The 16,666-nt window shown below is 52.9% G+C and carries 15 protein-coding genes; all 15 read right to left on the minus strand.

Annotated elements, in window-relative coordinates; all coding sequences use genetic code 11:
- Window positions 1–164: 164 nt before the first annotated feature.
- A complete protein-coding gene (locus tag ACURWW_RS02155) occupies window positions 165–1,103 on the minus strand; it encodes a M14 family metallopeptidase (RefSeq protein ID WP_445615370.1) in 939 nt (312 codons plus the stop codon).
- 527 nt (window positions 1,104–1,630) lie between these two features.
- On the minus strand, window positions 1,631–1,951 hold the full coding sequence (locus ACURWW_RS02160; RefSeq protein WP_445615371.1) for a hypothetical protein: 321 nt from the start codon (window positions 1,949–1,951) through the stop codon (window positions 1,631–1,633).
- A 141-nt stretch (window positions 1,952–2,092) separates the two neighbouring features.
- Window positions 2,093–2,497 (minus strand): RHS repeat-associated core domain-containing protein, encoded by a 405-nt coding sequence (locus ACURWW_RS02165; RefSeq protein ID WP_458618429.1) that lies wholly within the window; start codon window positions 2,495–2,497, stop codon window positions 2,093–2,095.
- Between the two features lie 147 nt (window positions 2,498–2,644).
- Window positions 2,645–3,076, minus strand: coding sequence for a DUF7684 family protein (locus ACURWW_RS02170; protein ID WP_445615373.1), 432 nt, complete (start codon window positions 3,074–3,076; stop codon window positions 2,645–2,647).
- Window positions 3,073–3,534, minus strand: coding sequence for a hypothetical protein (locus ACURWW_RS02175; RefSeq protein WP_445615374.1), 462 nt, complete (start codon window positions 3,532–3,534; stop codon window positions 3,073–3,075). Before ACURWW_RS02175 ends, ACURWW_RS02170 begins: the two co-directional genes overlap by 4 nt.
- Window positions 3,497–3,925: an RHS repeat domain-containing protein gene (locus ACURWW_RS02180; RefSeq protein WP_445615375.1), complete on the minus strand. Its 429-nt coding sequence runs from the start codon at window positions 3,923–3,925 to the stop codon at window positions 3,497–3,499. The genes ACURWW_RS02175 and ACURWW_RS02180 overlap by 38 nt, the downstream gene beginning before the upstream one ends.
- 730 nt (window positions 3,926–4,655) lie before the next feature.
- Window positions 4,656–5,351, minus strand: coding sequence for an RHS repeat-associated core domain-containing protein (locus ACURWW_RS02185; RefSeq protein WP_445615376.1), 696 nt, complete (start codon window positions 5,349–5,351; stop codon window positions 4,656–4,658).
- 226 nt (window positions 5,352–5,577) lie between these two features.
- Window positions 5,578–6,126, minus strand: a complete 549-nt coding sequence (locus ACURWW_RS02190) for a PKD domain-containing protein (protein WP_445615377.1) — start codon at window positions 6,124–6,126, stop codon at window positions 5,578–5,580.
- A gap of 394 nt (window positions 6,127–6,520) precedes the next feature.
- The gene (locus ACURWW_RS02195) at window positions 6,521–6,688 is read right to left on the minus strand and encodes a hypothetical protein (RefSeq protein WP_445615378.1); all 168 of its coding nucleotides are present in this window, start codon (window positions 6,686–6,688) and stop codon (window positions 6,521–6,523) included.
- The gene (locus tag ACURWW_RS02200) at window positions 6,689–7,588 is read right to left on the minus strand and encodes an RHS repeat-associated core domain-containing protein (RefSeq protein WP_445615379.1); all 900 of its coding nucleotides are present in this window, start codon (window positions 7,586–7,588) and stop codon (window positions 6,689–6,691) included.
- The gene (locus tag ACURWW_RS02205; RefSeq protein WP_445615380.1) at window positions 7,585–7,791 is read right to left on the minus strand and encodes a hypothetical protein; all 207 of its coding nucleotides are present in this window, start codon (window positions 7,789–7,791) and stop codon (window positions 7,585–7,587) included. The genes ACURWW_RS02200 and ACURWW_RS02205 overlap by 4 nt, the downstream gene beginning before the upstream one ends.
- A 28-nt stretch (window positions 7,792–7,819) precedes the next feature.
- Window positions 7,820–8,413: a hypothetical protein gene (locus tag ACURWW_RS02210; protein WP_445615381.1), complete on the minus strand. Its 594-nt coding sequence runs from the start codon at window positions 8,411–8,413 to the stop codon at window positions 7,820–7,822.
- The gene (locus tag ACURWW_RS02215) at window positions 8,414–9,301 is read right to left on the minus strand and encodes an RHS repeat domain-containing protein (protein ID WP_445615382.1); all 888 of its coding nucleotides are present in this window, start codon (window positions 9,299–9,301) and stop codon (window positions 8,414–8,416) included.
- Window positions 9,298–13,791, minus strand: coding sequence for a PKD domain-containing protein (locus ACURWW_RS02220; protein ID WP_445615389.1), 4,494 nt, complete (start codon window positions 13,789–13,791; stop codon window positions 9,298–9,300). Before ACURWW_RS02220 ends, ACURWW_RS02215 begins: the two co-directional genes overlap by 4 nt.
- On the minus strand, window positions 13,727–15,733 hold the full coding sequence (locus ACURWW_RS02225; protein ID WP_445615383.1) for a hypothetical protein: 2,007 nt from the start codon (window positions 15,731–15,733) through the stop codon (window positions 13,727–13,729). The genes ACURWW_RS02220 and ACURWW_RS02225 overlap by 65 nt, the downstream gene beginning before the upstream one ends.
- Between the last annotated feature and the right edge of the window lie 933 nt (window positions 15,734–16,666).

Here is a 16,666-nt window from a genome sequence, read left to right on the forward strand (position 1 = left end):
CAGTTGAGGGGCTGCGGTGGGTGATACTGTACTCACGAAAGGATCCCTCCTAAATTTTTGTTGTTATTCAGCGAAAGAGTACCCGATAGTCATCGGTAATCCCCGCATGGATGACAGCAGGCTAACGCTCGCATTTCGGCCTAGCTTTCCTGCACCTCAATGTGTTATCGAGGTCGAATGATAAAGTCCAGGCCACCTTTTACCGCAGCGACCTGTGCGCGAATGCACTGTTCATCCGTTACCTGTTGGCTGTCGGGATACACTTCGGTGGTGGTTGTGTATGCCGCATCGGTGAGGCCGGCACAGAGGCCCAGTGGCTTCAGATCGTAGTTGATGACACCGGTTTGCGTGACGGGGGCACCGATGATTTTGCCATTCGCGTCGGCCGGTGCGATATGAGTCACCTGGCTGACCGATTCTATTATTGCGCGCTGAAACTCATCGGCTGGCTTTTGACTGTTGCCGACCAGATAAAACCCATCCGGTATATCCCATGCCTCCTGATCGGTGAGCCCGTCCCGTGCCGCCAGAGCCGGGCGAAACTCGGAATTATCTGTATCCGTGGTCTCATGCAGGTCGAAATGCGCGTGGATTTCGATGTTGGAATCAGCCAGGTAGCGGATCAATGCTTTGGATTCCTGCGAAAGGCCGCCGTTCTTAAACGAGCGATTGGGGTCGATGGTTTCCGGGTTCCAGCGGTTGATGGTCTCGTAGCCCCACGGGCTGACGCAGGGGGCGACGATGAAGTTGAACGCGCTTGTGTAGGTGGTCAATTGAGTTTCGAGGAAATGCAGCGCACCGTGAACCCCGCTGGTTTCATAACCATGCACGCCCCCGGTGATCAGAATGGTAGGCTTGGCAACGTCCCAGGAGCGATTCCTGGCCACATAGAGCGGATAACGATCCTTTGCATAACCGACATGGTCGTAACGTAGTTCGCCGTAATGATCAATATCGCAGTCGGCCGCCAGCGCATTGAGCTTATGGACAACGTCTTCGTCATAGGAACGCTGAATGCGCTGTTGCGACAGCCATTTGCGCTTTTCCTGATCTCCCCACGGGATGCCGGGGGTGCCTATCGGGTAATGGGGTACATCGTTCATGGCGTTGCCTTGGATTGTAGAGTAAAGGTGTAACCTTAAACCAAGCCGGTTGGGTACTCGCGCTTGCATGCTTGCGGGTTAAGCACTCATCTTTTTTGACTTCGACTCGGCGGGCGTTCTTCGGAAGACCCGGATGCGGATAAATCACGGCTCGTCCGGGTTGTGGGGCGCCGCCCGAAAGGCGGCTTCTGTCCAGGAAGCGGACCCATTTTCCGGTCGCGCTGAAATGGTCCGCTGCCGCGGTCGGTAGCTGTTTAAGGAGCCTCCGAGCAAGTTGAAAGTATCTGGCTTCGAGTCCTGCTCGTGAGTCCATAAGACGTTGATATTCTGGCGTTTTGGACCTTGAGCGCAGTTTGGAGCCAGAGTATACATCACTTGACAAACACATCAAATGCGGGTGGCGCTGCGCACTCAGCGCCGGTATTCTAAAACGCAAAAGGCGTCAAAGTTGGAACTGTTAGAACACCCGGTGACAATCGAGCTCGCTACCCAAGCTATAGCAAACAGGTACTTATTCTTCATTGCGGTCATCTCAAATTAATGTCGTTTGACGACTCTAGCTTCTGTCTGGCTCGCCTAAACACCGGATCAAAAACCTCGCCTGGCCCTGTTCCGCCCTCGTTCCCATACAGTTTACGTTGTTGGTCATACAGTCCTCTGGTTTCGCCAGATTTTTCAAAGGCGTTCACCAATCTAGACTTCAGTTCATCTTCAGTATAGAGCGTGTTTCTGTTGTGGTTTTTCTTCCCTTCGAAGTGTTTTTGGATTTCACTATCGTGCTCCCGTATTTCGCTACCATCCCGGTATACGTTGAGCGGGCCAGCCCGATCGGGAATTATGTCGACCACCTTTTCACCTCTGGAAATCCACTTACCCAAAAAAGTTACGGCGGGGCCGTATTCCGATAGATAGCTGGTTGCATTCGGCGTGAATACTATTGAGCACTTAACCTCTCCAGTATTTAGCTGGTGCGTTGCTCTGATTCCATATCACCCATCAGAATCAACGAAAGTGTAAGGATTGTTATTTCCGTAGATATAGTGGTTAATAGAATGAAGATTGGCGACTTGGAACCCCGCCGGATCCCTCGGCAAAAACGCACCGAGCGTCGGATGATACCACCGGGCGTGAAAGTACTGAACGCCCATCCCGAGCTCTTCCTGCTTTCCGGTGTACCAGATGTCGTTGTCGATCGACGACTCGCCAATCAACCGTTCGCCGTAGGGGCCGTATTCCTCTACCCAGACTCCACCGTTTGGGGCGAATCCCGCGATTGGCGATCCCAAGGCGTCGTTGTGGTAGTAGGTGAGCTTGTCGGCGTGAGATGCCAGAGCCACGCTCGCCAGAGCACCTCCTGTCCCTTTCTTCTGCATTTGTGCCGCTTCTTTCTCCAAGGGATACATGTCAGCGTTACCGCCACCAACCCAAGTACTACTGCAGGGCTGAAGGTAATAAACGTGTTTCAATACAGTTGGGAAAAGGCTTCCTACATCTTGACACCCGGGAAGCGTCCATATATGTCCCCTTAGGTCCTCCAGCAATTATGTTTCGCTCAATGCGGCCCTTACTTGCAGGTCACCAGAACCTAGTATAGCTAATAACCCACCGTTACTGTCGTCCGGTAAATCAGTTCCATGGACGAAATAGTTCACCGCTTCTTCGATCGACTCATCATCATGGTACGTCGTTAGTATGGCCGTTTTTGCATTCTGCACTTCATCACCGTATTCATAAAAGATACTGTCAATCTCGTCATGCAATTGCTCCGAATGACTACCAACACAAACAAATACCCTAGCCCCTTTTGCCAACAAGAATTTGACGAGTGTGCCCAATACCTCGTTAGGTTCCTGATAGCTGGACCATGCCGTCAACAAGACTACATAGGGCGTCCAATCGCGATCCAGCTGTTTCTCAACAGAATCGATGTCCGTTACGAGCAAGCTGCGGCCGTTGGAACACTTCTTCATCATGAATCGATCTCCCCGCGCCTAATTTTGTCGATGTTATCCCTGAACGTAGTTATTTCTGTTTCAAGGTGCTCTACCCGACGCCGTTGTTGCTTCAGAATCGCATCTTTCGGTTGATTTTCCCTGCCAGGACGAACTGTAGGGTTATCCTTAAAGTCTTTCAGCTTCTTTTCGTGTTTAGCTATTTGTTTTTCGAGAGAACGAATAGCTTTCTGCTGCTGGGCGGTGAGCTCTACTACGCCCTCGGCTCCTTTCCCGGCTCTTAGGCGGTGGCCCGCCCCTTTGCCTAGCGCGAGCCCAACCAGTCCCCCTTCATCGATCGGGGACATCATCATAATTCCCGCAATGGCTCCGTAGCCTTCAGCTTTCGTTTCTGCGCGGTACTGTTCCGCAGTGATTTGTCCCGTCCCAAGCCGCTGAATTCTATTGTTCAGCCTTAGGGCAAATCGAGTCCCTTCCATCTGGGTCTACATATTTGAACGGATTATTGTTGGCGTAGACGTAATGGTTGAAAGAATGAAGGTTGTATAACCGAAACCCCGCCGGATCCCGCGACAAAAACGCACCTAGCGTGGGATGGTACCACCGGGCGTGAAAGTACTGAACGCCCATCCCGAGCTCTTCCTGCTTTCCGGTGTACCAGATGTCGTTGTCGATGGACGACTCGCCGATCAACCGTTCGCCGTAGGGCCCGTATTCCTCTACCCAGACTCCACCGTTTGGGGCGCGTCCCGCGATGGGCGAGCCCAAGGCGTCGTTGTGGTAGTAGGTGACCTTGTCGGCGTGAGATGCCAGAGCCACGCTCGCCAGCAGGCATATTCCAACGGTAACTTGCCAAAGTGACCTGATCATTGGAGCACCTCCTGTTGAGTGGCTTCCTGGTTGCCGGCGTCGTCGATGCTGTATTACTCGAACGTTACGACGCCTTTTTGTCGAGGTTGATGGTCACTGGGTTCGTGTAGGGCTGCCAATCCGGCGTGCCGGTACCCCCCGACCCAATGCTCCCTTGCCCGCTTAAGCGAAAGGGGGTCGTTCCGGCTCGTTGCTACTCAAGGTAATCAAAGGAAACAGAGCCTTTTCTCGCGGGGCGGGTCCCTATATAGGACGGCTGCGCGGACATATGTGGACGCTTAAGTTTCTGCCAGCAGTTATTTCTCCCACGGTGGTTGTGGGTCATCGGCAGTACAATAGAACGCCATCGGCTTGAACTCGAGCTTTTTAGGAGCGCTGTATAACTTGCGTGGGAGCTCGAAATCGGAATAGAAAAAAAAGCTTCTTATTTTCTCTCCGGGGTGTACGCGAACCGCGCAGCCAGGGCAGTATCCCGAGTTGAATTCTTTCCTTGGGTACCGTTCACCTTCGACCCATAAAGATACTCTGCTTCCATCAGAATCTATTTTTCCTTGCGAGTTCGGCCACATCTCAGGCGAGAGGCAAACGATCTTCGTTGTTTTATTTTGGTACACCAATTCAAGCGCATCTTGATCTGGACGATCTATCCAGTCGTACTGAATGGGAAAGGAACCGTTCAAACTGGCACATGCACCGAGTAGTAACAAAAAGACGAACGCCGAGTTCCTCATCAGTACACCATGTCCATTATGTGATCTGGATTGGTCGCGGCCTTGCCCGTGCCCGAAATCTCCTTGAACGCCTGCCGCTGAATCACATTACCATGCTTGTACGCGGTAGCACCGCTCGAACCATATTGATGTCCTAGCCCCGCCGAATGGAGAGATTCATGACCCAGAATAAACCCGATGATCTGGTGCCCCCCAGATCCCCATACTTGGTGGCCGGTATTCACAGTCATGATGGGGCCACGATTCGCGACACCGGCCGGAGCTCCCGGGCTCTGGCCCATTGACACCCATGTAGTTGAATCAACCCCATTAGCGACGTGACCATCACTTCCATCGCTATTCAACGCCGATGCACCAGAACGCAGGTATCCGGCAACCTCTGTAAGCTCGAAGTGACCTGCCTTCCCTTTCTTCTGCATTTTTGCCACTTTTTTCTCCAAGCTCGCTGCTCGGCTCAACATCCGTCTCGCTGCTTTCTTCTGGTGCTTATCAAAGTTCGTCCATTGCTCATCTGTAAATCCTGTCCCCCGACCATATCTTCCATCTGGATCGACGTACTTGTAAGGATTTGCGTTGGCATAAACATACTTGTTAAACGAATGTACATTATTGAGCACGAAATCCACCGGATCCCGCGACAAAAACGCACCGAGCGCCGGATGATACCACCGGGCGTGAAAGTACTGAACGCCCATCCCGAGCTTCCGGTGTACCAGATGTCGTTGTCGATCGACGACTCGCCGATCAACCGTTCGCCGTAGGGCCCGTATTCCTCTACCCAGACTCCACCGTTTGGGGCGAATCCCGCGATGGGCGAGCCCAAAGCGTCGTTGTGGTAGTAGGTGACCTTGTCGGCGTGAGATGCCAGAGCCACGCTCGCCAGCAGGCATATTCCAACGGTAACTTGCCAAAGTGACCTGATCATTGGAGCACCTCCTGTTGAGTGGCTTCCTGGTTGCCGGCGTCGTCGATGCTGTAGTACTCGAACGTTACGACGCCTTTTTTGTCGAGGTTGATGGTCACTGGGTTCGTGTAGGGCTGCCAATCCGGCGTGCCGGTACCCCCCGACCCAATGCTCCCTTGCCCACTGAAGCGGAAATAGGTCGTTCCCGGCTCGTTGCTACTCAAGGTAATGTCAAAGGAAACAGAGCCCTTGCTCGCACGCCGAGTCCCTGTGTAGGTCGTCACAGGAGCCGTGCTGTCTTGCGGGGTGGTGCCATCCCAAACCGTTACCGACACTTCGTCCGAAGCAAGTCCACCCCATTCATCGATGGCCTCGAGCTTGAAGGTCAATGCTTGCGTTCCCGAAATGGTGGGCGCGGTGAAGGACGCTTGTGCTCCGGTGGTATTTAGAGAGACAGGAGGGCCGTCAAGCTGCGTCCAGGTAATCTTTCGCAAGATCCCGTCGTCCGTTGCGGTCCCATTGATCGTAACCATCTCGCCAATCAACACCGACTGGTCTGACCCCACATTGACACTCGGTGCGTTATTTGGCGGCCAGGCCTGTGCTACACCGTGATATGCAGTGCCGAATACTGACCGAAGCTAACAACCCGAAAGCTTCGATCAAACGCCCGATATATGTCAGCTTTACCCCGCCAACTCAAGTGCTACTGCAGGGCTGAAGCTAATAAACATTGTCCAATACAGTTGGGCAAAGGCTTCCTACGCCTTGACACCGGGGAAGCGTCCGAATATGTCGACCTTTAACGAACTTGCAGCTGCAAAGAAGCCGCTGAGTGGCGCTGGGGTTTTGGGGGTTCTGCATCGACCGATGCAGGTTCACCGAGCCAGTCAGTGGCAACGAGCGAGACACCTTAGCTTCGTTTTGGCTGACACAGAGTTTTGAACACCCTCTTTGAGGTCAACAACCTGTTATAGAAAACTCTAGTTTTTGATCGCTATTAACAAAAAGCCTAGCACCACACTGGAATTTTATTAATAACTCTCCTTCTTCATTTCTAATACAGCTTTCAACAGTTTTACCGGCTAAAAGCTCGGTGATTTTTTCTGCTTCTTCATCAAGGTTCATCTAAAAAGTATCCTTAGGTCTTCCGTCATCCCACACAGAACGATCACGCTTACCTTTATCGTAGTTTTTCCTGTTCTTATAAACTTCGAAGTGATCTTTGTGCAGCATATCCGGTTCCCAAATTTCTCCCGTCTGCGTATTACATTTGCCTTTACAGCCACGCACATTACGGAATAATTCAGGGTTGGTCGAAGGGGTGGGCTCTTTTACGACATCAGAACCAATAGATTTAGGGCCGGATTCCTTTTTCCAGTTTGGATGATCAGGGTCAGACTTCCAGTCTGCTTTCTTTGCAACATCCGAAACCACATCGGCTGCCCGCGAGGCCTTTATCGCCGCGCCCGCGCCTCCAGGGATATAGGGCGTGACGGTGGCGAGCGCGTCGACAAGCACGCCTGCTGCATCTAGCGCTGCACCTCCGTAGTTCCCACTGGAAACATTCGAGCCGAAAGAGGCAGCTCCAATGACTACGTTACCGGCGTCCCAGACGGTCTCGACCGGAATTTCACCGGTGGGGTCGATGTACCTGTACGGGTTGTTGTTGGCATAGGCGTAGTGATTAAAGGAGTGCACATTCCCCCGAAACCCCGCCGGATCCCGCGACAAAAACGCACCTAGCGTGGGATGGTACCACCGGGCGTGAAAGTACTGAACGCCCATCCCGAGCTCTTCCTGCTTCCCGGTGTACCAGATGTCGTTGTCGATGGACGACTCGCCGATCAACCGTTCGCCGTAGGGTCCGTATTCCTCTACCCAGACTCCACCGTTTGGGGCGCGTCCCGCGATGGGCGAGCCCAAGGCGTCGTTGTGGTAGTAGGTGACCTTGTCGGCGTGAGATGCCAGAGCCACGCTCGCCAGCAGGCATATTCCAACGGTAACTTGCCAAAGTGACCTGATCATTGGAGCACCTCCTGTTGAGTGGCTTCCTGGTTGCCGGCGTCGTCGATGCTGTAGTACTCGAACGTTACGACGCCTTTTTTGTCGAGGTTGATGGTCACTGGGTTCGTGTAGGGCTGCCAATCCGGCGTGCCGGTACCCCCCGACCCAATGCTCCCTTGCCCACTGAAGCGGAAATAGGTCGTTCCCGGCTCGTTGCTACTCAAGGTAATGCACGTAAGGTTCGCGCCACAACTAATCTGCAGAATAACTCCCACAGAGCTCGGCTTCCAAGTCACGTTCACCAGTCGCACCATAGGCATAAGCTGCCGCAGCTTTTACCCCAGCCAACAAATCGGAACCATATATGGACTCAAATAGTTCCATCTGCCGTCGGTCCGCAAAAGCACAAATTGCAATGTCGGCGTTTCTATCGCCATATATCGCCCATCCATATTTGGATGAAAAATACATTAGCAAATTAGCATTGTGAGCGAACGCATCAGCAGGACTGTCGGCTGGGTAGTTGTTTAATGCTGAAAGGTATTCGTCTTCAGTATCTGAACAGGAAAATTCAATTGCTCCGTAAAAATCAAAATGAGCACCGAAATAGAGCTTAGGATCTGGTTCTATTGCAGTCAGCCAAAAGCTATTTTCACCGATATTCAGCAAATACCGCTTGAGATTGTTAAAAAAAAGCGGCATAAATAGCTCATCAAACGTGATGAACAAGAAGAATTTAAGGGTCTTTTTGAATACATTGTCAGGTAAAGCTTTTGTCCTCTCCAGAACTTTCTCGGCACCTGATGCGATTGGGTCATAATCACTGTCCGTTGCTACCACCTTCATTCACTCATCTCCCAAACGGATTTTAAATACCGGCCTATTATCCTTAAACACTTCAGCCGTCGGACCATCGGTAGATTTTGAAAATTCTCTTGTAGTATATTTCTTATCCCCGCCGGTAAAGATGTTCACATTTCCATCTTTCGATGTTGATTTGGTAAACCCACTGTCGAGGAGATTCTTCTCAAACTCGCTTTTGGGAACATCCGTTTTGAGGTTTGGCAGCTTTGAACCTGGCTTCGTAATGTTATCGATTTTAGAAAATGCTCCCTCCGCAAGCTTGGCTCCTTTCCCGAGATTCAATGCGTAGCCTGCCCCTTTGCCTAGCGCAAGCCCAAGCAGTGCCCCTTCATCGATCGGGGACATCATCATAATCCCCGCAATGGCTCCGTAGCCTTCAGCTTTCGTTTCTGCGTGGTACTGTTCCGCAGTGATTTGTCCCGTCCCAAGCCGCTGAATTCTATTGTTCAGCCTTAGGGCAAATCGAGACTCCCTTCCATCTGGGTCTACAAATTTGAACGGATTATTGCTGGCGTAGGCGTAATGGTTAAAAGAATGAAGGTTGTAAAGCCGAAACCCCGCCGGATCCCGCGACAAAAACGCACCGAGCGCCGGATGATACCACCGGGCGTGAAAGTACTGAACGCCCATCCCGAGCTCTTCCTGCTTGCCGGTGTACCAGATGTCGTTGTCGATCGACGACTCGCCAATCAACCGTTCGCCGTAGGGGCCGTATTCCTCTACCCAGACTCCACCGTTTGGGGCGCGTCCCGCGATGGGCGAGCCCAGGGCGTCGTTGTGGTAGTAGGTGACCTTGTCGGCGTGCGTTGCCAGTGCCACGCTCGCCAGCAGGCATATTCCAACGGTAACTTGCCAAAGTGACCTGATCATTGGAGCACCTCCTGTTGAGTGGCTTCCTGGTTGCCGGCGTCGTCGATGCTGTAGTACTCGAACGTTACGACGCCTTTTTTGTCGAGGTTGATGGTCACTGGGTTCGTGTAGGGCTGCCAATCCGGCGTGCCGGCACCCCCCGACCCAATGCTCCCTTGCCCACTGAAGCGGAAATAGGTCGTTCCCGGCTCGTTGCTACTCAAGGTAATGTCAAAGGAAACAGAGCCCTTGCTCGCACGTCGAGTCCCTGTGTAGGTCGTCACAGGAGCCGTGCTGTCTTGCGGCGTGGTGCCATCCCAAACGGTAATCGACACTTCGTCCGAAGCAAGTCCACCCCATTCATCGATGGCCTCGAGCTTGAAAGTTAATACTTGCGTCCCCGAAATGGTGGGCGCGGTGAAGGACGCTTGTGCTCCGGTGGTATTTAGAGAGACAGGAGGGCCGTCAAGCTGCGTCCAGGTAATCTTTCGCAAGATCCCGTCGTCCGTTGCGGTCCCATTGATCGTAACCATCTCGCCAATCAATACCGACTGGTCTGACCCCACATTGACACTCGGTGCGTTGTTGGGCGGCCAGGCCTGTGCTACACCGTGGTATGCATTGCTGAATACTGCATTGCCGTAATGGTCGGCCATCTGGATGTCGCAATCACCGGAGGGGCCAGTCAGAGCGGAGCCCCAGGTACCCTGTTCGAAGCGGCGCACAGATGGTGCGCCGTAGTGACAGGACATGAGGATGACGCCGGTATGGGTTCTAGCGAACTCCCCACTTTGCTCCTCCAGGCTTCCCGTGGATGTGACGCTACCATCCGGGGCAATGATCATGTACGACAAGCTTCCACTATCCTCGATAACGACCATGAAGCCCGATTGAAGTCCGAGTACCTGGTAGACATCACCGGACCTTGCCAACTGCGAAGCCGCTGTCCATGTTTGTCCGCCGGGCGCAAACTGAGTAAATAACAGTTCGGAATTGCGTGAGGTCACCTTGCGGAAGGTGACGAGCAAGTTGCCCGCGTCATCTGCAGCTGCCTTAACGTTACGGTAGCCGTAGGAAGTGCTCCCGCTTTCCGGATCGAAACTTTCTATCTCCAGCAGGTTGCCACCCCAATATTGCTGGTCGCTGTAAGTCGTAGACCGCGCGAACAGGCGGTGCCAATCATTTCCGTCGGTTCGCTCTTCATGCCTGGTCCAGACGGCGACAAAGCCGTTTTCAACAGGAAGGACAGGACCAGTTTGATGACTTGAACCATAGCCACGATACGCGTCGAAACTGGAGCCTCGGCTTGCGCCGGAGTGCCACACATGAAATTCCGGGGTTACATTGCCGTAGTTCGCGTTCTGATACCAGTTGATATCGTTTTGGGTCCACGCAAGTGACACACTCCCGGAGCTATTGAGCGAAAACGTGCTTAGCTGTTCCACGTGGAGTTTGTGATCGATTGACCCGTCAAATATGTCCTTGTCATCCAGCAGTCTTAAAGTCCATGCAGTGTCTTCCAACGCTCGACTGGCGACCCGCACATCCCAAACGTGGCCGAAACCGTCAACATACTTCGTTTCACGCCACGCGATATAAATCGACCTCTGCTCGGTAATGGCCAAGCGTAGGTCGCTAATCTGATCGGGGAATTGCCTGACTAACTGCGGAGCCGACCATTCTGCAGCGCCGAACCGAAACTGGGCCAAGACCTGCTTCGAATCGGCATCGACCCACGCGCGAACCAGATCTCCCCTGCGGTTCGTACCCACCTCCGTCGCACTACCCTGCGCATGGGTACGCCAGCCTGGACTGCCCGGAGTGACCTGCACTACCGAACTCAGGACAGATTCGCCGCTGCCGTTGAATGCGGAAATCGCGTAACTGTATGGCTGTTCGTTCAGCAGACCAGTATGTTCGTGCGTTTTCGTACCCGAGGGAAGCGTGATCTTGGCCGCCGATGCGGGGTCAAAGACCTCTCCGCTGCTCCAATACAGATTGTAACCCTGCGTTGCCGGAACGGTCGCCCAGGACAGATAGGCGCTGGCGTCGCCCGGAACGCCAGCAAAGATGGGGACGGCCGAGGGAGCTGGATCGGGGATCGCCGGATCGGTCGTTTCGTCCATTTCCTGTGCATTGCTCAGACCATCGCCATCGGGATCGTCGATTGCAGAATACTGCAAGCTCGAGAAATATTTCATTTCCCAGTAGTCGAGGAGCGTATCGTTGTCGCTATCCTCAGATGCGCCATAGACCTGCACGGAGACCGAATCCGTGGCGGTCACTCCTGCCGTATCTGTAACCGTCAACGAGAACGTCAGTGTTGTAACCGTCTCCACCGCCGGAGCCCCGGTTGATAGTGTCATGTTTTCCGGATAAGGGATGAAGGCTGCCGGTCCACTGGTCTGCTGCCAAAAATACCTGACGATCTCGCCATCGGCGTCAGAACTGCCACTACCGTCCAACACGATGGGCGTTCCCTCCATGACGATTGCGTCTTCGCCAGCGTCTGCTTGGGGCGGTGTATTCGGCTTGAGGGTAACCAGGACCGCATCTTCGGACCTGATTCCTTCGTTGTCCATGACAGACAGCTTAAACTCCAAGGTCTGCTCCAGAGCCGGTGCCACAAAGGAGGCCGCTCTGGTATTGGCATTCATGATTTGTACAGCGTCGCCGGCGGTTTGCGTCCATTCAGAGCCATAACTGGGCAAATAACCGTCCCTGTCAAATGAAGCTGAACCATCCAGTACCACTGTTTGTCCGAAAACCGCAGTTATGTCGGGCCCTGCGTTGGCAATCGGCGCCTCGTTCTTGTCAACCGACGCAACCCGCTGGTTCGCAAAGTAGATATGTTCTTTGCCATACAGGTAGCCGTTTTCGTATTCACCTATTAGCTGGCCATCAGACGAATATACATAGTGAAGGGATTCTCCATCACGATTTGCAGACACTCGCATGTTATTGCCGTCGTAACCGAATATGTGAAACTCCGTATTGCCCGACTGAGATTTCGTGATTGAGGTAATGTTGTCCGCGAGGTCATAGAAGAAGTCCTGGTCTTCGTACAAGTTATCGAACCAGTCGTCCCAACGCTCCAGTCGCTCGAGCCGTCCGTGACCGTCGTACGATGCCCATAGATTATTCAGCGAGCCGCTGCGTACCCGTTGGACGCGGGTGCCATTGTTGCTGTATTCGACGTATGCTCCCCCATCCACCGCCACCGACGTGATGTTGTCATGTGCGTTGTAGGCATAGGTAGTCACGGTTCCACCACTGGTGGTTACGGTCTCAAGCCTATCAATCGCGTCATAGGTCATTGTACGGCTGTAATCTGGCAATCGGGCATTGATTATGCTTTGCACGTTGCCAGCGGGATCGTACCCGTATGTTAATTGATGCCAAGAGCCGATCTGAATGCTTTCCAGTTGCATCCGGTCGTTCTGGCTGTAGGTGGTGACTTGCCCATTTCCAAATGTCATCTGCCGCAGCATCCCGTTGGGGAAATAGCTTGCCTCGGTAACGTATGCTCCCGCTTTGCTTGCGCGACCGAATGCATCTGGCATGTAGTCAACCACATCCCCAGAGGGGTAGACCACTTCGCTCAGATGGTCCATTTCGTTCTGTTCATAGCCTATCAGGTACGTGTTACCCTCGATGGTGATCAACTCGGAATCGAGGTTCTCATTTTCGTCATGGGTGTAGATCATTGAAGCAACGGAATTGCTGATGGAGTCGATCGATCCGTTCAGGTTGTAAGAGAAGCTTACGTCTGGTGTAGAGTCTGGATAGTCGACCAATAGCAAGCGGTTAAGGTCGTCATAGCTGTAGCTGATTGTTTGCGCCGGATCTGGATCAACCCCCCCGACTCGTTTTGACAGCATGTTGCCCGCAGCATCGCGGGTGTAATGTATATCGTCGGAATCCGGATGCGTTTCTCGTTCCAGGTAGAAGCGGGAATCATAGTCATAGGTCCGAACATAGCCCGTCATGGTGCCGTCGCCGTTGTCGAGGCCTTGCTGAACGCTAATCACGTTGCCCAAAGCATCGTAATCAATCTGGGTGGCATTCAGCTCGGTCTTTATTAGACGCACGATTGGGCTTTCTTTTTCCGTCCCGAGAAACCGAAAGGTTCGGATGGTAGAGTGCTGGTTTTCATCTGTTTCGGTAACGGTCGTGTCCAGGTATTCGAATAGCTTGCTGCTTCCATCAGCGTTTACGATTTCCTTTACCCTACCCAATGCATCATAATGGGTTGTAGTCCCTGCTTCGATGTCCCCGAGGGCGAATGGGTAAGACTGAAACACTGGCCTGCCCAAGGCATCGTAGCGGGTCGTGTTGAGAATGCCCTCTCCAGACATGAGGTCCTTGTGCTCGGTCTTTATTGTTCGACCAAAACCGTCCGTGGTGTCGGTTTTTTGAAATGCCCCCCGGCTGAGTGTGCGTTGGTTAGCCGAATACGCGACGCTTACTGGAGCGCCGATCGGGTACAGAATGCCTTCCAACTGGTTCATGTCGTTGTAGGTGAAAGATGTGGTAAACCCCCGCCCATTGGTTTTGCGAAGCAACAGTTCCCTCGTCATTGACCGTCCGGAAAACCGTCACGTTTTCCGGACGATCTTCCCGTTGAGCCACACCGCGCTTGTAATTGGAGAACGTGGTAATTTTTCCTCGAGGATCGGTTAGCGTCTCAAGGTCGCCTTCGAGGGTGTAGGTGAATTGGGTCGTTACGCCAAATTTTGTTTCCGAGGTGATTTTTCCCGTCTGCGAATCAATTACCCGGCTGACAGTCCCGACTGAGGTTTCCGAGCCATCCGCCGGATCGACCGACAATATTTCTTCAGTTTGAGGAATTCCAATGATCCAATTCACCGCGTCGTTGTAGTAGCTTGTTCTGGTGAGCCGGTGGTCGTCAGCAGCGAGGTTTACATACTCCAGCGTAGCACCAGGGTTGCCATACTCGTCGTGTTCACTGTAATCGATGCCCCTTGTAAACCCACCATCGCGTGTATAGCGCTGCCCCAGGAGAATTGGCGTTGCGGTATATTCGTCAACCCACCAGGTTTGATTATGGCCACCATGGAAATAGTTTTCGTTGGAGATGATGCGCCAATCCCAATCGTTTGTGGTTTCCTCAAGAAGGAGGCCTGAACTGTCCAAAGTTCTCTCGGCCACCAATAGGCCCACAATGCTCGGACGGAAGAACCAGTTGGTCCAAACCCCGTTTTCATCCAGTCCCCCGCCGACGCCCTTGCCATAATGGTTGTATACGTAGACCGCATCGGGAGCGGTAATGGTCGTTTCGTCCATATTTACCGTAATGCCGCCTTCAGAATACGGGATAGAATGAGGCGCAAATTCGTAAGTCCAGGTAGCCTCCTGATTTCCGTTCAAAATGGTGGTTTTGCTGGCAATGGAAGTGGTACGTTTGCTGGAGCCCTGCTCAAAATACACAAACTGATACGTGTAGCTAATCTGACCTCCATCGGGGTAGGTGACGGAATTGAGAGAGTAGCTCGCCAAACCGTCTTCGTTTACACCGTCGCTGGGATCTGGATCATCAGCCTTTCCGTTGTAGGCGTATTGCCAGGTTCTCCCATCCGGCCGAGTTACCTGTGTCAGCTGGTATCGGTTGTAGAGAAACCCCTCGACTAGGGTGTAGTCATATTCCCAACGCTGACCGTTGGCGACGACTGCGCGCAACAGAATGTCGGCAGTGTCGATCATTGCGGGTTCGTATTCAAACGTTACGACTGGCGTAGTTGAACCCACATCGCTGCGAAAAACCTCGGTCATGTAACGAATACCCAAGGCATTCACCGCGTAGTCGATTTGAATCCAGTTTCCATGCAGATCTTCAATACGGCTGGTCAACCAGCTTGGCTCTTCCTGAAAGTTGTCAAACTGGTCCATGGTGTAGGTCACACCACTGGGGGAGGTCACGATCAGACCGGGGCCACTTGGGTTGCAAATAGCCTTCCAGTTGCTTCGTGTAATAAGGCTGTTGTCATTATTAATGTTGTTAAGCACCATTAACTCCCGGGCACCATCGGCGAACTCGAGCGATGGATTGTCTTTTGTGCTGACCGAAAAAAGCGCCTGGTCTTCTGGACAGATTTTGTCCTGGTTTGCCTGGGAGGCGACAACCCGCCCAAAGTGCATCGTCCAGCCGATTCCAGTGAGGCTTTTGTGGGGGTACTGGTTGGTCTGAAGGCTTGTGTATACCCGATTGACGACGATGTCCATACCGCCGTTTCCTGGCACCACCATGTCGGTATACGTGAGCTGCAAAGTGCCCGAGAAGGGGTCGATGTGCTCATGAGCGCTCTGGTTCAAACCTTGTTTGAACGGGTTTATCCCTGGCTCTGAATAATAATCTCGAATCTCAACCGCGCTTGTCGTCAGAGCGACGTGCGACAATAGAATCGTGGATATTATCTGTAATGCCCTTTTCATATGAGTTCCCTAACCAGGTTTTCGGCAATGCTCGCCCAGCCCGGCTCGATGCCAGGTACGCGAGAGTAACGGAGGTGCTGGGTATTGGTTTGCGGCTAGTTGTTAGCCCGTTTCGCGGGCTTTTTGCTGGATATGAGACGCCGCGACTTTTTGGATGGCGCGCGGAAAGATGCGTGAGCATTTGCCGCGTCGTTGGATGCATTAGGCATAACCGAGACTATCGGCTTCGCAACGTGCTCGGTTTCGACCTCAGGTTTCGGTTTGTTTTTTTTTGATTCTTTTTCAGATCCGGCCACTGTGCCGAGAGAGATAGTGAAGATCAGGATTGCTCCCAAGTACGTGGTGAGATTTGTTGTTGTTCTGCCCCGCATGCTAGCTCCCTCGATAGCTCAATGAATTCCGGCATGCAGATTATGACGGCAGTACAAGGCGGTCAACGCGTAAAAGTGAGAACTTGATCTCAGAGCAAGGAAGGCTTGGCGCGGAAGATTCCCGTGCCATTTTGACGCCCTCAGCATGGATGCCCATGTCGTGCGTCTGAGCGAGCGAGTTGCGCTCGCTATGTTTTTCAGCACCCGTTTGGCTCAGCACCGAGTCCGTAATAGATAGCTCTTCGAGATCGCCCTAGGGCTCAGCCCGAGTCTGAGTCTGTTCACAAACAAGCAATCGACTGTCCTCGCGAAGCAACCCCTCTCGGTGATCGGCCCACTTCTGCAACCATGCTCGACATTCTAGCTCATACCCATGCAGGTCGTATGTCCCTTCGATGCCTTTCTTTGAGTGTCCCAAAATGGCTTCGGCCACTTCGTTCGGGCACTTATAGAGCGACAATTAACTTGACCGGTCCAGCGACAACTATCTTGGCCGGTTGATCTGATAGGGTTCGACACCCGCAAAACGGAGGGTTTGCAGTGTCGGGCAGTCACATCACAG

The sequence above is a fragment of the Gilvimarinus sp. F26214L genome, from assembly GCF_054401055.1.

Bases quoted from the DNA above. Each gene is read 5' to 3' on its own strand.
- ACURWW_RS02210 (WP_445615381.1), bottom strand. From the start codon at position 8,413: ATGAAGGTGGTAGCAACGGACAGTGATTATGACCCAATCGCATCAGGT.
- ACURWW_RS02225 (WP_445615383.1), bottom strand. From the start codon at position 15,733: ATGAAAAGGGCATTACAGATAATATCCACGATTCTATTGTCGCACGTC.
- ACURWW_RS02155 (WP_445615370.1), bottom strand. From the start codon at position 1,103: ATGAACGATGTACCCCATTACCCGATAGGCACCCCCGGCATCCCGTGG.
- ACURWW_RS02170 (WP_445615373.1), bottom strand. From the start codon at position 3,076: ATGATGAAGAAGTGTTCCAACGGCCGCAGCTTGCTCGTAACGGACATC.
- ACURWW_RS02175 (WP_445615374.1), bottom strand. From the start codon at position 3,534: ATGGAAGGGACTCGATTTGCCCTAAGGCTGAACAATAGAATTCAGCGG.
- ACURWW_RS02215 (WP_445615382.1), bottom strand. From the start codon at position 9,301: ATGATCAGGTCACTTTGGCAAGTTACCGTTGGAATATGCCTGCTGGCG.
- ACURWW_RS02195 (WP_445615378.1), bottom strand. From the start codon at position 6,688: ATGAACCTTGATGAAGAAGCAGAAAAAATCACCGAGCTTTTAGCCGGT.
- ACURWW_RS02220 (WP_445615389.1), bottom strand. From the start codon at position 13,791: ATGAACCAGTTGGAAGGCATTCTGTACCCGATCGGCGCTCCAGTAAGC.
- ACURWW_RS02180 (WP_445615375.1), bottom strand. From the start codon at position 3,925: ATGATCAGGTCACTTTGGCAAGTTACCGTTGGAATATGCCTGCTGGCG.
- ACURWW_RS02200 (WP_445615379.1), bottom strand. From the start codon at position 7,588: ATGATCAGGTCACTTTGGCAAGTTACCGTTGGAATATGCCTGCTGGCG.
- ACURWW_RS02185 (WP_445615376.1), bottom strand. From the start codon at position 5,351: ATGGGCGTTCAGTACTTTCACGCCCGGTGGTATCATCCGGCGCTCGGT.